This window comes from Microbacterium sp. K35 (assembly GCF_004794375.1).
Taxonomy (GTDB): domain Bacteria; phylum Actinomycetota; class Actinomycetes; order Actinomycetales; family Microbacteriaceae; genus Microbacterium; species Microbacterium sufflavum.
The window spans coordinates 1-17,080 of record NZ_SSDM01000360.1; the positions used below are offsets into that span (position 1 = coordinate 1).

A 17,080-nucleotide genomic window follows, 5' to 3' on the forward strand; every position below is an offset into this window, starting at 1 on the left:
AACTACCGCGGCACACCCGATCTCACCTTCGACGCCGCACTCACCATGCCGCGATAACCCGCCACGGACACGCGCCGCGGCACCCGCCGCGGTCGTGAGGAGGAACAGAAGCCGAAGCCGAGGGGGCACACGGAGGGGCCGGACACCACCAGGTGCCCGGCCCCTTCGGTCATACCCGTGCCGGTTCAGCGGGAGCGGCCGTCTCGCCACGCCACCGCGTCGCGGGGAGAGTCGACCAGCACGGCGTCGATGCCCAGGCGACCGAGCTCGCGGTACCGCTCCGCGTCCGTCACGCCGATCACCATCAGGTTCACGCGGTCCTTCGGGTCGAGACACGCGACCGACTCGCGGTCCCACGGCGTCACCTCCACCTCGGTCGTCGCGGTGCCTGAGGTGAACGTCTCGCTCACGGCGACCGTCCGCCGGTCCTCGAACGCCATCCACGTCCCCGCGGCCGGAGGCGCGTCGCAGTGGTGGGCCAGGGCGATCTCGAGCAGCCGCTCGCGCGTGAGGTCGCGGTCCTCGGCGACCTGCACGTCTCCGGCCGCCCTGGCCGCGCCGCTCGCTACCGCGTCGGTGGAGTACACGACCGTGTTCGCCGTGCGACGGGTCTCGCGCAGCACGGCGAGCACGGCCTGCACGAGCGGCTCCGGGTTCGCCTGCTTGAGGTCGAGGAACAGCAGTCGATCCGCCGGCACCTCGGCCAGCGCCCGGCGGAGGGTGGGCAGCAGTGCCGCACCCGAGCGGTAGGGCGTGTCGGTGCTGCCGCGGGGGTGGAAGTTCCAGCCGGCGTTCAACCCGGTCAGCTCGTCGGCGGTGTGCTCCGCGACCGTGCCGGTGCCGTCGGTGTTCGCGGCGAGGTCGACCGGGCGGTACAGCACCGGCACGCCGTCCTTCGACAGCTGCACCGTGAGCCAGAGTCCGTCGGCGCCGTCGTCGAGCGAGCCGCGGATGCCCTCCAGGGTGTTCTCGGGGTAGTCGGCCGTGCCCGCGCGATGGGCGATGATGAGCGGCTCGTGGCGATGACGGTCGGGGGAGGTGCCGGCGTCGCGGGTGGCCGGTCGCGCGGGGGACCCGCTCGCGGCGAGAGCCTGTTCGCCGGTGGCCGCGGCGAGCGGCAGGAGGCAGCCGAGGGCCAGGGCGGCGGCGGCGCGGATCCAGGGGCTCGATGGTCGGATGGACATGGTGGTGCTCCTTCACGGGGTCCCCGCCGCTTCCGATGGACTCCCCGCCGCGCGGGCAGGCTAGCATCGCAGCGGCGATCACCCGGTATACCCGCCACGACGGGCAGCTCGTCGGCGTCGTCACACCCGCGTGGGCGCCGTGGTGCCGCCGTATTCTGGGCTCATGGCCTACGCAGAATCGATCGTCGACCTGGTCGGCGACACGCCCCTCGTGAAGCTCCAGCGCGTCACGGAGGGCATCGCGTGCACGGTGCTCGTCAAGCTCGAGTACCTCAACCCCGGCGGGTCGGCGAAGGACCGCATCGCGACCCGGATCATCGACGCGGCCGAGGCCAACGGCGACCTCGCCCCCGGCGGCACGATCGTCGAGCCCACCAGCGGCAACACCGGGGTGGGCCTCGCCCTGGTCGCCCAGCAGCGCGGCTACCGGTGCGTGTTCGTCGTGCCGGACAAGGTCGGCGAGGACAAGATCGACGTGCTCCGCGCGTACGGGGCCGAGGTCGTGGTCACGCCCACCTCGGTCGCCGCCGACAGCCCCGAGTCGTACTACAGCGTGAGCGACCGGCTGGCGCGGGAGATCCCCGGGGCGTTCAAGCCGAACCAGTACGAGAACCCGAACGGTCCGCGCAGCCACTACGAGACGACCGGGCCGGAGATCTGGCGCGACACCGAGGGCGCGGTCACGCACTTCGTCGCCGGAGTGGGCACGGGCGGCACCATCACGGGCACGGGCCGCTACCTGCGCGAGGTGTCGGACGGCCGCGTGCGCATCGTCGGCGTCGATCCAGAGGGCAGCGTCTACAGCGGAGGCACCGGGCGGCCGTACCTGGTCGAAGGCGTGGGGGAGGACATCTGGCCCGGCGCCTACGACCCCTCCGTGCCGCACGAGATCGTGGCCGTGAGCGACGCCGAGGCCTTCGCGATGACGCGACGGCTGGCGCGCGAGGAGGGCATCCTCGTCGGCGGGTCGAGCGGCATGGCCGTGGTCGGCGCCCTGCGGGTGGCCCGCGACCTGCCCGCGGAGGCGGTGATGGTCGTGCTGCTGCCCGACGGGGGGCGCGGCTACCTCGGAAAGATCTTCAACGACGGCTGGATGCGCTCGTACGGCTTCAGCGAGGTGGAGGAGGGCGAGACGGTCGCGGACGTGCTGGCCGCCCGCCCGTCGCGGACGGGACACGGGCTGCCCGACCTCGTCCACGCGCATCCCACCGACACCGTGCTGGAGGCGATCCGCATGATGACGGAGTACGACGTGTCGCAGCTCGTCGTGCTGAGCGCCGAGCCACCCGTGATGATGGGCGAGGTCGTGGGCTCCGTCGACGAGAAGGGCCTGCTCGACCTGCTGTTCCGCGGCGACGCCGAGCCCAGCGATGCGGTCGGTGCGCACGTGGGGGAGCGGCTGCCGCTGGTCGGCATCCACGCGCCGGTCGCGCAGGCCAGGGCGGCCCTCGCCGAGGCCGACGCGCTGCTGGTGACGGAAGACGGCAAGCCGCACACGGTGCTCACCCGGCAGGACCTGCTGGCGTACCTGTCGCGCTGACGCGGGGCGTAACAGGGGCCGTCGACGCGCGAAGCCCGGTCGTAGGCTGAGGGCATGTCCGAGCACGCCTTCGCCACCCGAGCCATTCACGCGGGCCAAGCGCCCGACCCGACCACCGGGGCGATCATCCCGCCGATCTATCAGTCCTCGACCCACGTGCAGGACGGCATCGGCGGCTTCCGCGACGGCTACGAGTACAACCGCGCGGGCAACCCGACGCGGTCGTCGCTGGAGACGCAGCTCGCGGCTCTGGAGGGCGGCGTGAGCGCGCTGTCGTTCGCGTCGGGGCTCGCCGCGGAGGATGCGCTGCTGCGCGGCATCCTGAAGCCGGGCGACCACGTGCTGCTCGGCAACGACGTCTACGGCGGGACCTACCGTCTGCTGACGAAGGTGCTGGCGCCGTGGGGCATCGTCACCACGACCGCCGAGCTGTCCGACCCGGATGCTCTCCGGGCGGCGATCCGCCCCGAGACGCGGATCGTCTGGCTGGAGACGCCGAGCAACCCGCTGCTGAAGGTGGTCGACATCGCGCTGATCGTCGAGATCGCCCACGCGGCCGGGGTGCTCGTGGTGGTGGACAACACGTTCGCGTCGCCCGCGCTGCAGCAGCCGCTGGCGCTCGGCGCCGACCTGGTCGTGCACTCCACCACGAAGTACCTCGGCGGGCACTCCGATGTGCTCGGCGGGGCCGTGGTGTTCGGCGACGACCGCTTCGTGGAGCCGGTCAAGTTCCAGCAGTTCGCGGTGGGTGCGGTCTCGGCGCCGCTGGACGCCTGGCTCACCACCCGCGGCATCAAGACCCTCGCGGTGCGCATGCGGCAGCACTCCGAGAACGCCCAGGCGATCGCGGAGTGGGCGGCCGCGCGACCGGAGTTCGCCGAGGTGTACTACCCCGGCCTGTCGTCGCACCCGGGTCACGCGGTGGCGGCGCGGCAGATGAGCGGCTTCGGCGGCATGCTGTCGCTCGGGCTCGCGGCCGGTGCCGAGGCGGCGCGGTCGTTCGCGGAGAGCACGAGCGTGTTCCAGCTGGCCGAGTCGCTCGGCGGGGTCGAGTCGCTGATCGGCTACCCGCCGGAGATGACGCACGCCTCGGTGCGCGGGACCGAGCTCGCGGTGCCCGAGAACGTGGTGCGGCTGTCGGTCGGCATCGAGGACGTCGCGGACCTGATCGCGGATCTCGAGGAGGGCCTCGCGCGCCTCGGCTGACCGGCCTCAGCACTCCCCGTACGGGATCGACGACGCACCCCCGGAGCGCTCCGGGGGTGCGTTTGCCGTCCCGCTGGACGAGGCGGCGACGGTAGCATGAAGGGTTCCCCTGGCCGAATCGATTCGACCACGCTCCGCCGATTCTGGAAGGACCTCGTGTCCGACGCCCCTCGCACCGACAGCACTCCGACCACCCCCGGGCCCGGGCCCGAACGCACCGCGACCGGCAGCATCCGCACCTCGTCGCCCACCGGCGCCATCCGCACGCTCGGATCGAACCCGGCCACCGCGCCGATCATGCTGCACCCCGGCGACGCGATCCCGCTCGGACATCGCACGCTCACGATCATCCTGCTCGGAGCCCTCACGGCCCTCGGGCCGTTCACGATCGACCTCTACCTGCCCGCGTTCCCCGTGCTGGAGGAGGACTTCCAGACCACGGCCGCCGCGATCCAGCTCACCCTGACCGGCACCATGATCGGCTTCGCGCTCGGTCAGCTCATCGTCGGACCGCTCAGCGACAAGATCGGCCGCCGCACTCCGCTCATCGTCGTGACCGCGCTGCACGTGCTGGCCAGCCTCGGTGCCGCGTTCGCCCCCGACCTGCCGCTGCTCGGTGCCGCCCGGGTGCTGATGGGCATCGGCGCCGCGGCGGGCGGTGTGGTCGCGATGGCCGTGGTGCGCGACCTGTTCGGCGGGCGACGCCTGGTGGTGATGCTCTCGCGGCTCGCGCTCGTGTCCGGCGTGGCACCCGTGATCGCGCCGCTGATCGGCTCGTGGCTGCTGACGCTCATGCCCTGGCGCGGGATCTTCGGCGTGCTCGCGGCCTACGGCGTGGTGATGCTCGTGTCGACGGTGCTGTTCATCCGGGAGACCCTCCCGGTCGCGCGACGCAAGGACCCCGGTGGCGCGACCATGCGCGAGCGGTACCGGTCCGTGCTGACCGACCGGGTGTTCCTCGGGGTGCTCGTGATCGGCGGCATGACGTTCTCCGGCCTGTTCTCGTACCTGTCGGCGTCGCCGTTCCTGTTCCAGGTGACGCACGGGCTCGACCCGCAGCAGTACGGGCTGCTGTTCGCGGTGAACTCCCTCGGCGTCGTGATCGGCGTGCAGACCGCGTCGCGCCTCGCCGCGCGCTTCGGGCCGCAGTGGGTCATGGCGTACTCCACTGCGGTGCTGCTGCTCGCCGCCTCCGCCATCGTCATCACCGACCAGCTCGGCCTCGGCCTGTGGGGGACCGTGATCCCGCTGTTCGTGTTCATGACCGCCTGCGGCTTCACGTTCCCGAACGTGCAGGTGCTCGCGCTCGACCGTCACGGCAAGGCCGCAGGCACCGCCGCGTCGATCATCGGCGCGACGAACTTCGGCGTCGCGGGGCTCATCTCGCCGCTGGTGGGCTGGATCTCGCAGGACGCGGGGATCACCGCGACCACCATGGCCTCGGTCATGGTGGGCTGCGCCGCGGTGGGCATCCTCGCCCTGTGGTTCGTGGTGCGCCCGCGCACCGTCGGCATGCTGACGCCCTGAGGTCGCACGAGCATCGGTCAGAATAGGACGATGAATCGACGGATGCTGCTCTGGTGGGGCGTCGCCTGCCTGCTCCTGGCCACCGCACTGGGCGCGGTCGTCGTGCTCACCTCCCCGCAGACCTTCGGGTTCGACCGGTGGTGGAACGAGACGATCGTGCGCATCCGTGCCGACTGGATGCTCGACTTCGCCCTGGTGCTGAACTGGATCGGCGGCGGCTGGGTCGCCATCCTCGGGGTCCCGCTCCTGGCGATCCTGATCCTCCTGCTGCTGCGGCGCTGGCGAGGGGCGCTGTTCGCAGCGATCTGCTTCCTCGCGAGTGCCGGAGCGGTGCAGCTGCTGAAGAACATCTTCGGGCGCGCTCGTCCCGACGACATGCTCGTGGTGAGCGACTACGGCTCCTTCCCGTCCGGGCACACCGCGAACGCCGCGACCATCGCGGTGGTCGTCTGGGTCCTCTTCCCCCGCGTCTGGACGGCGATCGCCGGAGCGGTCTGGGTGCTGGCGATGGCGCTGTCGCGCACGTTCCTGTCGGTGCACTGGGCGACGGACACGCTCGGCGGTGCTCTCGTCGGTGCGGGTGTGGTGCTGGCGCTCGCCGCCTGGCTGCTGCCGTGGGTGCGCGCCGACGTGGCGGACCGTGCGGCCCGCGCCGATAGGCTGAGCCAGACCTGACCCGACCCGAGGAGTGCTCCGTGGCGCGTATCCGCCCCTACCGGCCCACCGACCGTGCCGCGATGTACGAGATCTGTCTCAAGACCGCCGATGCCGGCGGTGACGCCACCGGCATCCTGTCGGACGACGACCTGTGGGGCGCGCTGTTCGCCGTGCCGTACGTGGAGCGCCACCCCGACCTCGCGTGGGTCGTGGAGGGAGACGACGGCCGGGCGATCGGCTACCTCGTCGCGACCGACGACACCGATGCGTTCTACGCCTGGTTCCGCGACGTGTGGTGGCCTCCGTTCCACGAGCGCTACCCGCGCCCCGAGGCCGTGGACGGACGCGAGAGCCGCCTGATCGACTATGCCTACACGCGCGAGCCCGGCGCCGAGCCGCACGCCGCCGCGTACCCGGCCCACCTGCACATCGACCTGCTGCCCGAGACGCAGGGGCAGGGGATGGGGCGGCGCCTGGTGGAGACGCTGTTCGACGAGCTCCGCCGCCGCGGTGTGCCCGCCCTGCACCTGGGCATGGATCCGGCCAACGCGGGTGCGGCGGCGTTCTACGACCGGCTCGGCATGACCCGTCTCGCGGAGACCCCCGGCGGCATCACCTACGGCGTGCGCTTCGACGACGAGGCCGGGGCGCGCTGACGCCTCCCCATTCGACGACGAAGGCCCCCGCAACGGCGGGGGCCTTCTCGTTTCTGGCGGTGACGGCGGGACTCCGGTGCTCGCTGCGCTCACTCCTCCCCGAATCGCACGATGCTCGGGAGAAAGCCAGAAGGGCCCCCGCTGGCGCGGAGACCCTTCTGCTTTCTGGCGGTGACGGCGGGATTCGAACCCGCGGTTGCTTGCACAACACACGCTTTCCAAGCGTGCTCCTTCGGCCGCTCGGACACGTCACCAGGGAACAACCTGTCCATCCTATCCGATGCGATGTGGTGCGCGTGACCGGGCCCGGGGACGTCATCCGAAGAGGCAGATGTGTAATATTGCACCTCACCAGGGTGCTGTATAACCTCAAGTGAGGACGCAACCGACACTGGGGAGGTCGCACTCCGGGGGAATCATGCGAGCGCAAGAAAGAGGGACGCCCTGATGTCGGGCGATGAGATCATCGGTGCGCGCGCTCTGCGCGAGTGGATAACCGGTGAGCGCCATCATTACTCGCGGGTGTTCTTCGTGGACCGGGACGCCCCCGCCCACCAGGTCCTGGCGGCCGCCGAACGCCGCGACGCGGTCTTCCTGCCGGATGGGAGCGAGCCGTGCGACACCCACGCCGAGGTCATCCGCTACGGGGGTGGGTGGGACGACGTCGGCGATGAGCTGTTCCTCGGCCCGCACGGCGTGGAGCGCCAGGACTACATCGCGGCGGCCTTCGTACAGATCGTGGGACCGATCGCCGTCGGATTCTCCGATGAGACGAGCTGGCGGGCATTCCTCGACGATGCGGAGCTCGCTCGACGCACCGGCGTGTTTCCCGCCGCCCTGCTCGATGCCCGCGTGCTCCTCGCGGACCGCGTCGCGCTCGCTTCTCCCGTAGCGCTGATGCGTCCGAGTGCCGTCCGCGTCCGCAGCGACGGGCGGGTCTCGGCGGGCATGCAGGGCGAGGTGGTCGGTGCGGTCACCGAGCTGCCGTCTCTTCTCGCTGCAGCGCTGCCGGGGGCCGCCCTGGTGGGCGGAGTCATGCCCCGAGACAGGGTGCTCGACGACCTCCGCACGCGGGGCTGGGTCGGGCGATACCTCACGGCACTGGAGCTGATGAGAACCCTCTCCCTCGCGAGCACCGACGCGGCGATCGCGGGCTTCGGCTGGACGCCCTTCGACGACGGGCTCTGCGATGCCGAACCCCGGACCGCCGATCCGCTTCTCCTCGAGACGGGGAACGGGTTTCTGCTCGCGGATCTCACGACGCGGCGCCGGCAGCTGCTGTCCCCCGACACGGCCAGGGTCGTGGCGGTCACGCAGACGTCCAGCGATACGGAGAGTGCGGCCGCGCGCGTGGCGCGACAGCTCGAGGTGCCGAAGTCCCAGGCGCTCTCGCTCTGCCTCGAAGCGATCGATGCGCTCGGCGTGCACTGCGGGCGGCGAGCCGTCGACTCGTCCTCGACGACAGGAGCCGTGCGGTGAGCGCGCCGCACGCCCTCTGGACCTCGATGCTGCCGGCGGACACGACCTTCACGCCGGACCGGGTCGCGGTCGGAGCCGCGGGTCATCGGATTGCCTTCGCGGACGGCTCGACGCGGCTCTGTGCGACGAGCGGGCTGTGGAACGTCCCGCTGGGCTTCGGCAACCCTGCCGTGGCCGAAGCCGTGAGTCGGGCGAGCCGCGACGCCTCGTATCTCTCCCTCTTCCGGGCTCCGCATCGCTACGCCGAACACGCTGCGGACGCTCTCATCGACCTCGCCGGCTCGCTCCGCTACCGCCGCGTGATCTTCTCCACCTCCGGCGGGGCGGCGAACGACGCAGCCATGAAACTCGTCCGCCAGTACTGGGCGCAGAAGGGGCGCCGGGACCGGACGATCAGCGTCGGCCTCCGCGGCAGCTATCACGGCACGATGTACGGCAGTCACGCCCTGAGCGGTGACGATCTCCTGCAGTCCGTGTACGCCGTCGACCGCCGCTCCGTGCGGCACGTGTCGGCGCACGACGACGGTGAGGAGCTGGCGACCCTGATGGCACGGGAGGGCTCGCGGGTGGCCTCGGTCGTCGTGGAACCGATCCTGGGCAGCGGCGCGCACGTGCTCTCCGACGCGTTCGTCGATCGCCTTCTCGCCCTGCGCGAGGAGTACGGCTTCCTCGTCGTCGCCGACGAGGTCGCGACGGGTTTCGGCCGCACGGGCACGATGTTCGCGACCGACACCTGGCCCGCCGCACCCGACGTGCTCATCCTGTCGAAAGCGTTGACCAACGGTGCGATGGGGGCCGCCGCACTCCTGGTGGGGCGGGAGATCGCCGTCGCCTTCACAGACGGCGGATGGACGTTCGTGCACGGGGAGACGCAAGCGGGGACCCCGATGTGCGCGGCAGCGATCCTCGCCGTGATCGATGAGCTGCGTCGTATCGACGTGGAGTCGGCGACACAGGCGCTGGCCGTCGAACTGCAGAACCTGGTGCGGTCGTGGAAGACGGAGCAGCTGATCGCCGACAGCACCGGTCGCGGGTGTTTCGTCGGGCTTGCCCTTCGTGACGAGCACGGACAGGAGCTCTCCGGAGCCGCCGTCCTGCGGGTCGTCTCCGCGATCGCCGATCACGGTGTCGTCGTGCATCCGGGGCCCAGTGCGATCGAGCTGATCCCGGCGTACGGTTTCGGCGCGCCGGAGCTGCGAGAGGTCGACACCGCCGTCCGCGCCGGCCTCGCCGAGGCACGTGGGGCGCTCTCATGACCAGCGGATTCGCGGGTCGCGTTCCGACTCTCTGGCACGGACCGGGGATCGCCCGTCGGATGACGCGTCAGCTGACGGCAGGGCGTGAGGCGCTCGTCATCGCAGATCCGGCCGCGGTGCTCCCGCTTCCCACCGGACGCTCGGTGCGCACGCGGACACTCGACACCGGGCGCGCCGATGTCAGAGCGGTCGTCGCGATCGCTCGCGAGATGATGGACCGCCCGCCGGAGGTGGTGGTGGCCGTCGGAGGTGGAAGCATCCTCGACGCGGGCAAGATCGCCGCGCTCGCGCTGGCCCGGGGTCATCTCCTCGACTACGCCATCGGGCACGCGCGGCTGTCCGCGCTCACCGTCCTGCCCGACGCACTCCCGCCCGTCGACCTCGTGGCCGTGCCGACGACGCTGGGGACCTCGTCGGAGACGAACGGCGTCGGAATCCTCACGAACGAACGGGGCTCTCGACTGATCGTCGGCCGCGCCCTCCGCCCCCGCCACGCCCTGGTCGACCCGTGGAACTTCTCCACCCTCAGCCCGGGTGCGGTGCGCGAGGGAGCGCTGGAGGCGTTCCTGCGCATCGCGGGTGCGGCGACCAGCGTCCAACGAAGCCCGAGGGCCGACAGCGACGCCGTCGCTCTCGGAAGGGCCCTGCTCGAGACCGCGGCGCACGACGCCGGATCGCCCTCGGGGAGACAGCGCCTCGCGCGTCTGAGCGGAGCCACGCAGCGCAGCGCGGCGCTGCGTGGAGGCGATCCCTTCAGCGCGCGGCACTGGTATCTGGCGAACGAGGTTTCCTCTCACCTGGGCGTGCGCAAGATGGTCGCGACGGCGGCGGTCATCGGCGCGGTCTGGCGCCGAATCGGAGCGGGCGACGCTCGCTGGGGTGACCGGGAGAGTCTCGCGGATTTCTGGGCGCGTGTCGCTCACGCGGTGGCCCTTCCCCTCGACCCGGCGGACGGCATCGACGCGCTGCTCGAGCGGTGGCGGATTCCGAGTCCGCCCCGGCCGGCCGCAGCGCTCCTGCACAGCATCGCCGAGGCCGCCGAGCAGTCGTGGGGCGGGCGTCGGCCGATGCTCCACGGGCTCGACGCGGGAGACCTCCGCGCTGTGCTGGGCGACGGCAGATGGAGCCTCCGAAACGCAGCGGCGAAAGCCGGACGATCGACGAAGGAAGGAGGTGAACGAGATGGAACCACGCAGTGACACGTGCATCCGATTCGAAGAGCTGGATCCCATGGAGGCCCCGAGCTGGGACAGCTTCTACAAGGGCGTCATCGGTGCTCTGATCCTCATCGGTGCGGGCGCGGCGATGGCCACGTGATCTGACTTGACGGCGGGAGAGAGCGAAGGGAGGTGAGCATGCACGCTGCGACGCCGACGCTCGAGTTCACAGAACTCGAGGCCATGGACGCGCTCAACGACGGCGATGACTTCATGCGGGGTTTCGCCGTCGGAGTGATCATCGGGATCCTCGCTCTGACGTAGGAGACGCACTCGGACGAGTGCCCAAGGAGGTGCACAGTGCAGAAGACATCGATCGAGTTCGTGGAGCTCGAGCAACTCGACACACCGATGGAGTGGTGGGAGCACGCCAGCTACATCATCGCCATCATCGGCGGGGCGGTGGCGATCGCCACCTGACAGAAGGGTGCGGGCCGCAGGCGGGGGCCCGCGCCCGCTCACACCGGGAAGGCGAAGACGAATGGCAGATCTGATCACGGAGGCGGTGGCCGCACGGCTCCGCGCGGTCGGCGCGCACGCCGTGCCGGAGGACCTGTACGCGGCTGCGGGCAGTACCTTCTACGAACGGCTCGTCGGCTCCGATCGTGCCGAGATCCGGGAGGTGCTCGCGCTCGCGCGGAAGACCGAGGGTCCGATCCTCGACCTCGCGGCGGGAAGCGGACGGCTCACGATCCCTCTGGTGCGCTCGGGCCGGCGCGTGATCGCGCTCGACCTGTCGGCCGACATGCTGGCCCTCGTGCGGCACGTCCTCCCGGGGGAATCCGCCGTGGAGTGCGTCGTGGCGGACATGCGCGACTTCACGCTCGCGCGACGCTTCCGCCTGGTCATCCTCGGTGCCACCTCTCTCACCCTGTTGAACGGGGAAGACCGCGCTGCGCTGTACGCCGCCGTTCGGCGGCACCTCGCTCCGGGCGGTCTCTTCGCATTCACGCTGGCGGGGGCCATCGCGGAAGCGGAACTGCGCGTGACGAGGACCGAGAAGATCTGGGTTCCGGGGCCGGATGGCGCGGAGAGGTATCTGTTCAGCCAGCAGATCGAGGACGACGGCTCCGCCCGACTCGTGAACTGGCTGCGCGCGGACGATCTGGTACCGGGGGGAAGGGTGACGGTGTTCACGAGCCGCCTGCAGGTTCTCGGCCTGGATGAGATCTGCCGTGAGATCGCGGACGCCGGGTTCGAGGAACCGAACGTTTCTCCCGTACGGTCTCCGCAGGGTGCGGAGATCGTGATGGTGACGACGTCCGCGGTTTCCTCCACGACGATCGCGGCTGACGATGCCGTCGCCTGAGCCGCCCCACCGGCAGCGCTTTCGCGGGACCGCCCCGCTGGGTGCCGAGGACCGTCCCGTGCGCTCCGCAGACGTCTCCTTCGAACGTGTCGGGGAGGACGCGGTGTGGGTCGCGTCCGTGCACGGCGTACCGACGTCGCGGGTCTCGCGCTCCGTCGTCGATCTGCTGGAGGCGATGGACGGCGAGACACCGCTCCACGTCCTCCGCACCCGCTTCGCACCGTCCGAGTCCTCGGAGAGCTTCCTTCGACTCGTCGAGCGCTTCCGAGCAAGCGGATTGCTGGAGGGCGCAGGAAGAATCCCGCCGGGGCGGCTGTCGTATCGTGCCCCGCTCACCCTGCAGGTCGCGACCCTGCGTGCGCCCGAGCTCTTCCGACGGTTGCACCGTCTGCTCCCGTCGCTTCCCAAGAGGGTGATGCTGATCCCCGTCGTCATGGCCGGGCTCGGGGCTGTTGCCGCCCTTCTTCAGGCGGCGGATGTCGTCCGGGTCGTCGTGACACCGGTGCCGCTGGCCGCCCTCCTCGGCACCGTCATCGTGCTCGGGCTGCTCACCCTGCTCCACGAGACGGCCCACGGCCTCACACTCACCGGCTTCGGCGGCACGCCCCGTCGGGCCGGTTTCATGATCTTCTATCTCGCTCCCGCGTTCTTCGTCGATGTGACGGACGGCTGGCGTCTCCGCGACCGTGGGCAACGCGTGTCGGTCGCCCTCGCCGGACCAGCCGTGCACGTGGTGGCCGCCGGAGTCGCTCTGGTCGCCGCTCTCGCGCTCCCGCCGTCCGAGCTTCGTCAGGCCGTGCTGCTGGCGGGTGTCTCGTGCGTCCTCATCGTCCTGATCAATCTCATCCCCTTCGTGCGCTTCGACGGATACATCGCGCTCATGAGTGCTCTCGACGAGCCGAATCTGCGCGAACGCACGATCCGCGATGCCTCGGACCGCCTGGTCCGGCTCCTCTTCGGGGGTGCGCGGTCGGAGAAGCGAGTGCCGCGGTGGTGGAGCGTGCCGTTCGGTCTGGCGAGCCTGTTCACGCCGTGCGTGTTGGTGTTCCTCGCTGTTGCACGGGTGGCGAAGGCGGGTACCGCGGGCGGCCCGGTGCTCTCCGTCCTCACGCTCGCTCTGGAGGTCATCGTGGCGATCACCGGGCTGACGGTCGTGCTTCGGGCGCTCGTGCGCGTGCTCCGGGCCGGAGTGTCCCGAGTCCGATTCGCGACCGTGCTCGCCGTGATGACCGGCGCTGTCGTCATCGCCGGTGCCCTGATCCCCGTGCCACGCACGGTCACGCTCGGCTTCTGGACGCATGACGGCCGGATGTCGCTCGTGCAGGCCGGAGGAGGACGCGCTTCCGGAATCCCCGACGGCACCCGCGTCGACCTGATGACCAGCGGGATCCTCGGGAGCGCGGTGATCGGCACCGGGACGGTCGTGCATCGGTCCCCGACCCCGGTGACGGTGCCGTTGGACGCGCTGGTCCCGGTGTCCGCCCCCGACGTCTCCGTCGCCGCGGTGAGTATCGGCGTCGTCGAGTTATCCCCAGACCACCCAGCCCCGCCGGGCACCGGGCAGGCGCGTGCTCATCTGGGGACGACCGATCTGTGGCACGCGCTCTGGACGGCGGGAGTGACCGAGCCGTTGTCGACTCTCATGGACGAAAGGTAGGAGAAGGATGAACAGGAAGGATCGGGCGATCGAGGTCCGAGGGCTCACCAAGAGGTATGGCCATCGGGCGGCGGTCGATGGGCTCTCATTCGGGGTGCCGCGCGGGTCGATCGTCGGGCTGCTCGGCCCGAACGGGGCGGGTAAGTCGACCACCCTCCGAGCGATCGTCGGGCTGCTGCGACCGACGGAGGGGGAGTGCCTCATCGACGGCCGCCCGTTCGCGTCGCTGGAGAACCCCGCGACGCACGTCGGAGTCCACATGGACGGGTTCGGGTTCGAGGTGGGCATCACGGGGCGACGGCATCTGGAGATCGCCCGGCTGGCGGCGGGGGCTCCGTCGCAGCGCGTGGATGAGGTGCTGGACGAGGTGGGACTCGCGCCCGACGCCCGCCGCCGCGTCAAGACCTACTCGACGGGGATGGCGCAGCGACTGGGCTTGGCGACCGCGCTCGTCGGCTCGCCGCGGACACTGATCCTGGATGAGCCGGCGAACGGGCTGGATCCGGACGGCATTCGTTGGCTTCGCGGCTTTTTACGGAGCTTCGCCGACCGTGCCGGCACGGTGCTGATCGCGAGCCATCAGCTTCCCGAGCTCGAACAGGTGGTCGATGAGGTGGTCGTGCTCAAGCGTCGCGCCCTGTTCGCGGGGCCGCTGCGGGATCTCGTCACGAGCGACGCCGAGTCGCTGGAGAGCAGGTACTTCGAATTGATCGAGGGGGTGTCGGCGTGACGTCGGTGATTCGCAGCGAGCTGCTGCGTTCGGTGAGCGGCTTCTCCGTGCTCGCGATCTTCCTGGTCGCCGTCCTGCTGCCGGTGTACGTTCTCTGCTCGGATGGCTCGCACTTCGACCTCGCGGGCCTCGAGCCCGCCGCCGCGACACTCCAGGTTCTGCAGCCCCTCGCCTGGACGGCCCTCTCGGCCGCGTTCGTGGGCGCCTACACCGTCACCCGCGAGTACTACTACGGCTCGATGGACCGGACCCTCGTCGCCGTGGGGTTCCGGCGCGCCTTCGCGGGCAAGCTCGTGGCGGGGGCGCTGGTCGCCGTCGGCACCTCTCTCGTCATCTGCGTGCTCTGGACGGCGGCCGCCGCGATCCTCCTGACACGGGAGGGGCAGTCCTTCGTCCTCGGCGACGACGCCTGGGGAATGTACGGAGGCGCGCTCGTCGGCGCCGTCCTCGGCGCTCTCCTCGGAGGTGCGATCGGCTGGATCACCCGGAACTACTACGTGACGGCGGCGATCCTCCTCGCCTATCCGCTGGCCGTGGAGTTCGCGCTGCTGCGGACGGCGCCGGAGGTCGCGAGGTACTCGCCCGGCATGGTCCTCGCCGCGATCGGAGCCCCCGCGTATCAGGGGCGGTTGCTCGACCTCCTTCCGGCGCTGGGCGTCGCGCTCGTGTGGACGGGCGGTCTGGTCGGGATCGCGTGGGCGCGAGGACGCCGGGCCGTCGCGTGATCGGTCGGGCTCTGCGTGCGCAGGCGCGCGACGTCGGCGGCGACCTCGTGCTGCTCGGTGCGGCGGTGGCGGCGCTCGTGATCTCGCTCCCGCTCGCGGCGAGCATTCCCTCAGAGCTCGCGGATGCCCCTGCCGGTGTCCGTGACACCCTCACCGCGCCGCTCCACACCGTCCTGGCGACCTCCGCGGCCGTTCTCGCGGCGGTCTACGGCTCGTTCCGGTACACGGTCGATCGGCGCGACGGCGTCATCGCGCAGCGTCTGATGCTGTTGCCGCGGTGGGCGGTCCTTCTGGTCCGGCTGCCGACGTCGGCGATCGGGGGAGCGGCCGTCGCGCTCGTCGCACTCCTCGGCGGCCACGTCGTGCTGTGGGCCACGATGGGCGGCATTCCCCTGGACGCAGCGGCGGTGGGCGCCACTCTCGCGCTCGGTGCCGTCGCCGGCCTGTGGGGAGTGGGGATCGGGATGATCGTCCAGGCCCACCTCGTCGCGCTCTTCGTCACGTCCCTGTCGCTCGGGGTCGCGACGCTCGTCGCGCTGTTCTGGAGCGCCGGGGCCGCGAGTCTTCCGCTGCTCGCGTTCCTCCAGACCCTCGGGTTCGACGTGACCGCCGTCGGGCTCTCCACGGGCGATCAGCTGTACGGCCTTCTCCCGGCCGGGCTGACGGCGGCCTGGGTGCTCGCGGCCGTCGGCGGGGGGAGCCTCGCGTTCCTGAGCCGCGACGTCACGTGACCGCCTCTGACCCCGGCCGCGGTCAGGTCGGCGACGTAGGATTCCGGGGTGGCAACCCCCAAGATCGTCCTCTTCTACGCCTTCACCCCGCTCGCCGATCCCGAGGCGATACGGGTGTGGCAGCGCGACCTCGGCGAGGCGCTGGGACTGCGGGGACGACTGCTGATCTCGAAGGACGGCATCAACGGCACCCTCGGTGGCGACCTCCCCGCACTCAAGAAGTGGGCGCGCTCGTTCCGGTCGTACGCGCCGTTCCGCGACGTCGACCTCAAGTGGAGCGAGGGCACAGGGCTGGACGAGCACGGCCGCAGCCTCGACTTCCCGAAGCTGAGCGTGAAGGTGCGCGACGAGATCGTGTCGTTCGGGGCGCCCGGCGAGTTGCGCGTGGACGAGCACGGCGTCGTCGGCGGCGGAGCGCGACTCACCCCGGAACAGCTGCACGAGCTCGTGGCCGAGCGCGGCGAGGAGGTCGTGTTCTTCGACGGTCGCAACGCGCTCGAGGCGCAGATCGGGCGCTTCCGCGGCGCGGTCGTGCCCGCCACCGAGACCACGCGCGACTTCGTGGACCTGCTCGACTCCGGGGTCTACGACGACCTGAAGGGCAAGCCCGTCGTGACGTACTGCACGGGTGGCATCCGCTGCGAGGTGCTGTCGAGCCTGATGACGGCCCGCGGGTTCGGCGAGGTGTACCAGCTCGAGGGCGGCATCGTGCGCTACGGCGAGAAGTTCGGCGACGACGGACTGTGGGACGGCTCGCTGTACGTGTTCGACGGCCGGGGTTCCGTCGACTTCAGCGATCACGCCCGGGTGATCGGTCGCTGCGCGGGCTGCGGCGCCGCGACCAAGCGCACCGCGAACTGCCCCGACCTCTCGTGCCGTGCGCAGTTCGTCGTGTGCGACGACTGCGACACCGTGCGCTGTGCCGCGCACCCCGCCGAGGCCGCCGCGTCCTGATCACCCGCGGGGCGCTCAGGCCAGCAGCGCCGCATCCGCTCCGCGCGGGGCGTACAGCGACCGCGGCAGCAGTCGCGCGCGCACCCGGGTCGGGCCGTCGACGCTGTGCTGCAGGCTCGACAGCACCGCACGCAGGGGTTCCGCGAGATCGTCGGTCCCCTGTGCGCCGGGGCGGGCGTAGTTGGCGCGCTCGACCGCGGTGGTGAGGCGCTGCAGGGCTGTGGCGTCCGCGCCACGGTCGCGCGCGAGGGC

The 17,080-nt window shown here is 71.1% G+C and carries 19 protein-coding genes and 1 tRNA gene; 17 read left to right on the forward strand and 3 right to left on the reverse strand.

Translation table 11 applies throughout. The features are described 5' to 3' along the window. Nucleotides 1–185: 185 nt before the first annotated feature. Complete coding sequence (locus tag DW299_RS14770) at nt 186–1,184, reverse strand: glycerophosphodiester phosphodiesterase family protein (protein ID WP_136037032.1); 999 nt, start codon at nt 1,182–1,184, stop codon at nt 186–188. Nucleotides 1,185–1,347: 163 nt separating this feature from the next. Here DW299_RS14770 and DW299_RS14775 point away from each other — a divergent pair, with 163 nt between their 5' ends. The 5 genes from DW299_RS14775 (at nt 1,348) to DW299_RS14795 (ending at nt 6,770) form a co-directional block, all read left to right on the forward strand. Further along, entirely contained in the window at nt 1,348–2,724 is a 1,377-nt protein-coding gene (locus DW299_RS14775; protein WP_136037033.1) for a cystathionine beta-synthase, read from the forward strand. A gap of 54 nt (nt 2,725–2,778) precedes the next feature. Then, a complete protein-coding gene (locus tag DW299_RS14780) occupies nt 2,779–3,930 on the forward strand; it encodes a cystathionine gamma-synthase (RefSeq protein WP_136034209.1) in 1,152 nt (383 codons plus the stop codon). Between the two features lie 156 nt (nt 3,931–4,086). Further along, a complete protein-coding gene (locus tag DW299_RS14785) occupies nt 4,087–5,457 on the forward strand; it encodes a multidrug effflux MFS transporter (RefSeq protein WP_446724803.1) in 1,371 nt (456 codons plus the stop codon). 30 nt (nt 5,458–5,487) lie between these two features. After that, nucleotides 5,488–6,132 (forward strand): phosphatase PAP2 family protein, encoded by a 645-nt coding sequence (locus tag DW299_RS14790; RefSeq protein ID WP_206252914.1) that lies wholly within the window; start codon nt 5,488–5,490, stop codon nt 6,130–6,132. 20 nt (nt 6,133–6,152) lie between these two features. Beyond that, a complete protein-coding gene (locus DW299_RS14795) occupies nt 6,153–6,770 on the forward strand; it encodes a GNAT family N-acetyltransferase (RefSeq protein WP_205814415.1) in 618 nt (205 codons plus the stop codon). Between the two features lie 166 nt (nt 6,771–6,936). Here the strand turns inward: DW299_RS14795 and DW299_RS14800 are convergent. Next, nucleotides 6,937–7,024: transfer RNA gene (locus DW299_RS14800), tRNA-Ser, on the reverse strand. 193 nt (nt 7,025–7,217) lie between these two features. Here DW299_RS14800 and mpaB point away from each other — a divergent pair. From mpaB to trhO, 12 genes are all read left to right on the forward strand, one after another. Next, the gene (gene mpaB, locus DW299_RS14805) at nt 7,218–8,249 is read left to right on the forward strand and encodes a daptide biosynthesis RiPP recognition protein (protein WP_136037034.1); all 1,032 of its coding nucleotides are present in this window, start codon (nt 7,218–7,220) and stop codon (nt 8,247–8,249) included. Then, on the forward strand, nt 8,246–9,505 hold the full coding sequence (gene mpaD, locus DW299_RS14810) for a daptide-type RiPP biosynthesis aminotransferase (RefSeq protein WP_136037035.1): 1,260 nt from the start codon (nt 8,246–8,248) through the stop codon (nt 9,503–9,505). The genes mpaB and mpaD overlap by 4 nt, the downstream gene beginning before the upstream one ends. 59 nt (nt 9,506–9,564) lie before the next feature. Next, nucleotides 9,565–10,704: a daptide-type RiPP biosynthesis dehydogenase gene (gene mpaC, locus DW299_RS14815; RefSeq protein WP_240745419.1), complete on the forward strand. Its 1,140-nt coding sequence runs from the start codon at nt 9,565–9,567 to the stop codon at nt 10,702–10,704. Continuing rightward, a complete protein-coding gene (mpaA1, locus tag DW299_RS19640) occupies nt 10,688–10,822 on the forward strand; it encodes an MpaA1 family daptide-type RiPP (protein ID WP_275090549.1) in 135 nt (44 codons plus the stop codon). Before mpaC ends, mpaA1 begins: the two co-directional genes overlap by 17 nt. A 38-nt stretch (nt 10,823–10,860) precedes the next feature. Beyond that, nucleotides 10,861–10,986: an MpaA2 family daptide-type RiPP gene (mpaA2, locus tag DW299_RS19645; protein ID WP_275090548.1), complete on the forward strand. Its 126-nt coding sequence runs from the start codon at nt 10,861–10,863 to the stop codon at nt 10,984–10,986. A 36-nt stretch (nt 10,987–11,022) separates the two neighbouring features. Further along, entirely contained in the window at nt 11,023–11,142 is a 120-nt protein-coding gene (gene mpaA3 / locus DW299_RS19675; protein ID WP_308194330.1) for an MpaA3 family daptide-type RiPP, read from the forward strand. 61 nt (nt 11,143–11,203) lie between these two features. Beyond that, nucleotides 11,204–12,031, forward strand: a complete 828-nt coding sequence (mpaM, locus tag DW299_RS14820; RefSeq protein ID WP_136034218.1) for a daptide-type RiPP biosynthesis methyltransferase — start codon at nt 11,204–11,206, stop codon at nt 12,029–12,031. Nucleotides 12,032–12,089: 58 nt separating this feature from the next. Then, nucleotides 12,090–13,688, forward strand: a complete 1,599-nt coding sequence (mpaP, locus tag DW299_RS14825; RefSeq protein ID WP_136037037.1) for a daptide biosynthesis intramembrane metalloprotease — start codon at nt 12,090–12,092, stop codon at nt 13,686–13,688. Between the two features lie 7 nt (nt 13,689–13,695). Beyond that, nucleotides 13,696–14,418 carry an ATP-binding cassette domain-containing protein gene (locus tag DW299_RS14830; RefSeq protein WP_136034221.1) on the forward strand — a complete coding sequence of 241 codons (723 nt, stop codon included), beginning with the start codon at nt 13,696–13,698 and terminating at the stop codon, nt 14,416–14,418. After that, nucleotides 14,415–15,143 carry an ABC transporter permease gene (locus DW299_RS14835; RefSeq protein ID WP_136037038.1) on the forward strand — a complete coding sequence of 243 codons (729 nt, stop codon included), beginning with the start codon at nt 14,415–14,417 and terminating at the stop codon, nt 15,141–15,143. Before DW299_RS14830 ends, DW299_RS14835 begins: the two co-directional genes overlap by 4 nt. After that, nucleotides 15,140–15,874, forward strand: a complete 735-nt coding sequence (locus DW299_RS14840) for a hypothetical protein (RefSeq protein ID WP_136034234.1) — start codon at nt 15,140–15,142, stop codon at nt 15,872–15,874. Before DW299_RS14835 ends, DW299_RS14840 begins: the two co-directional genes overlap by 4 nt. 48 nt (nt 15,875–15,922) lie before the next feature. Continuing rightward, a complete protein-coding gene (gene trhO / locus DW299_RS14845; protein WP_136037039.1) occupies nt 15,923–16,828 on the forward strand; it encodes an oxygen-dependent tRNA uridine(34) hydroxylase TrhO in 906 nt (301 codons plus the stop codon). 15 nt (nt 16,829–16,843) lie between these two features. Here trhO and DW299_RS19210 read toward each other — a convergent pair. Beyond that, nucleotides 16,844–17,080: hypothetical protein (locus DW299_RS19210; protein WP_168443154.1), on the reverse strand; the 237-nt coding region annotated here is incomplete at its 5' end.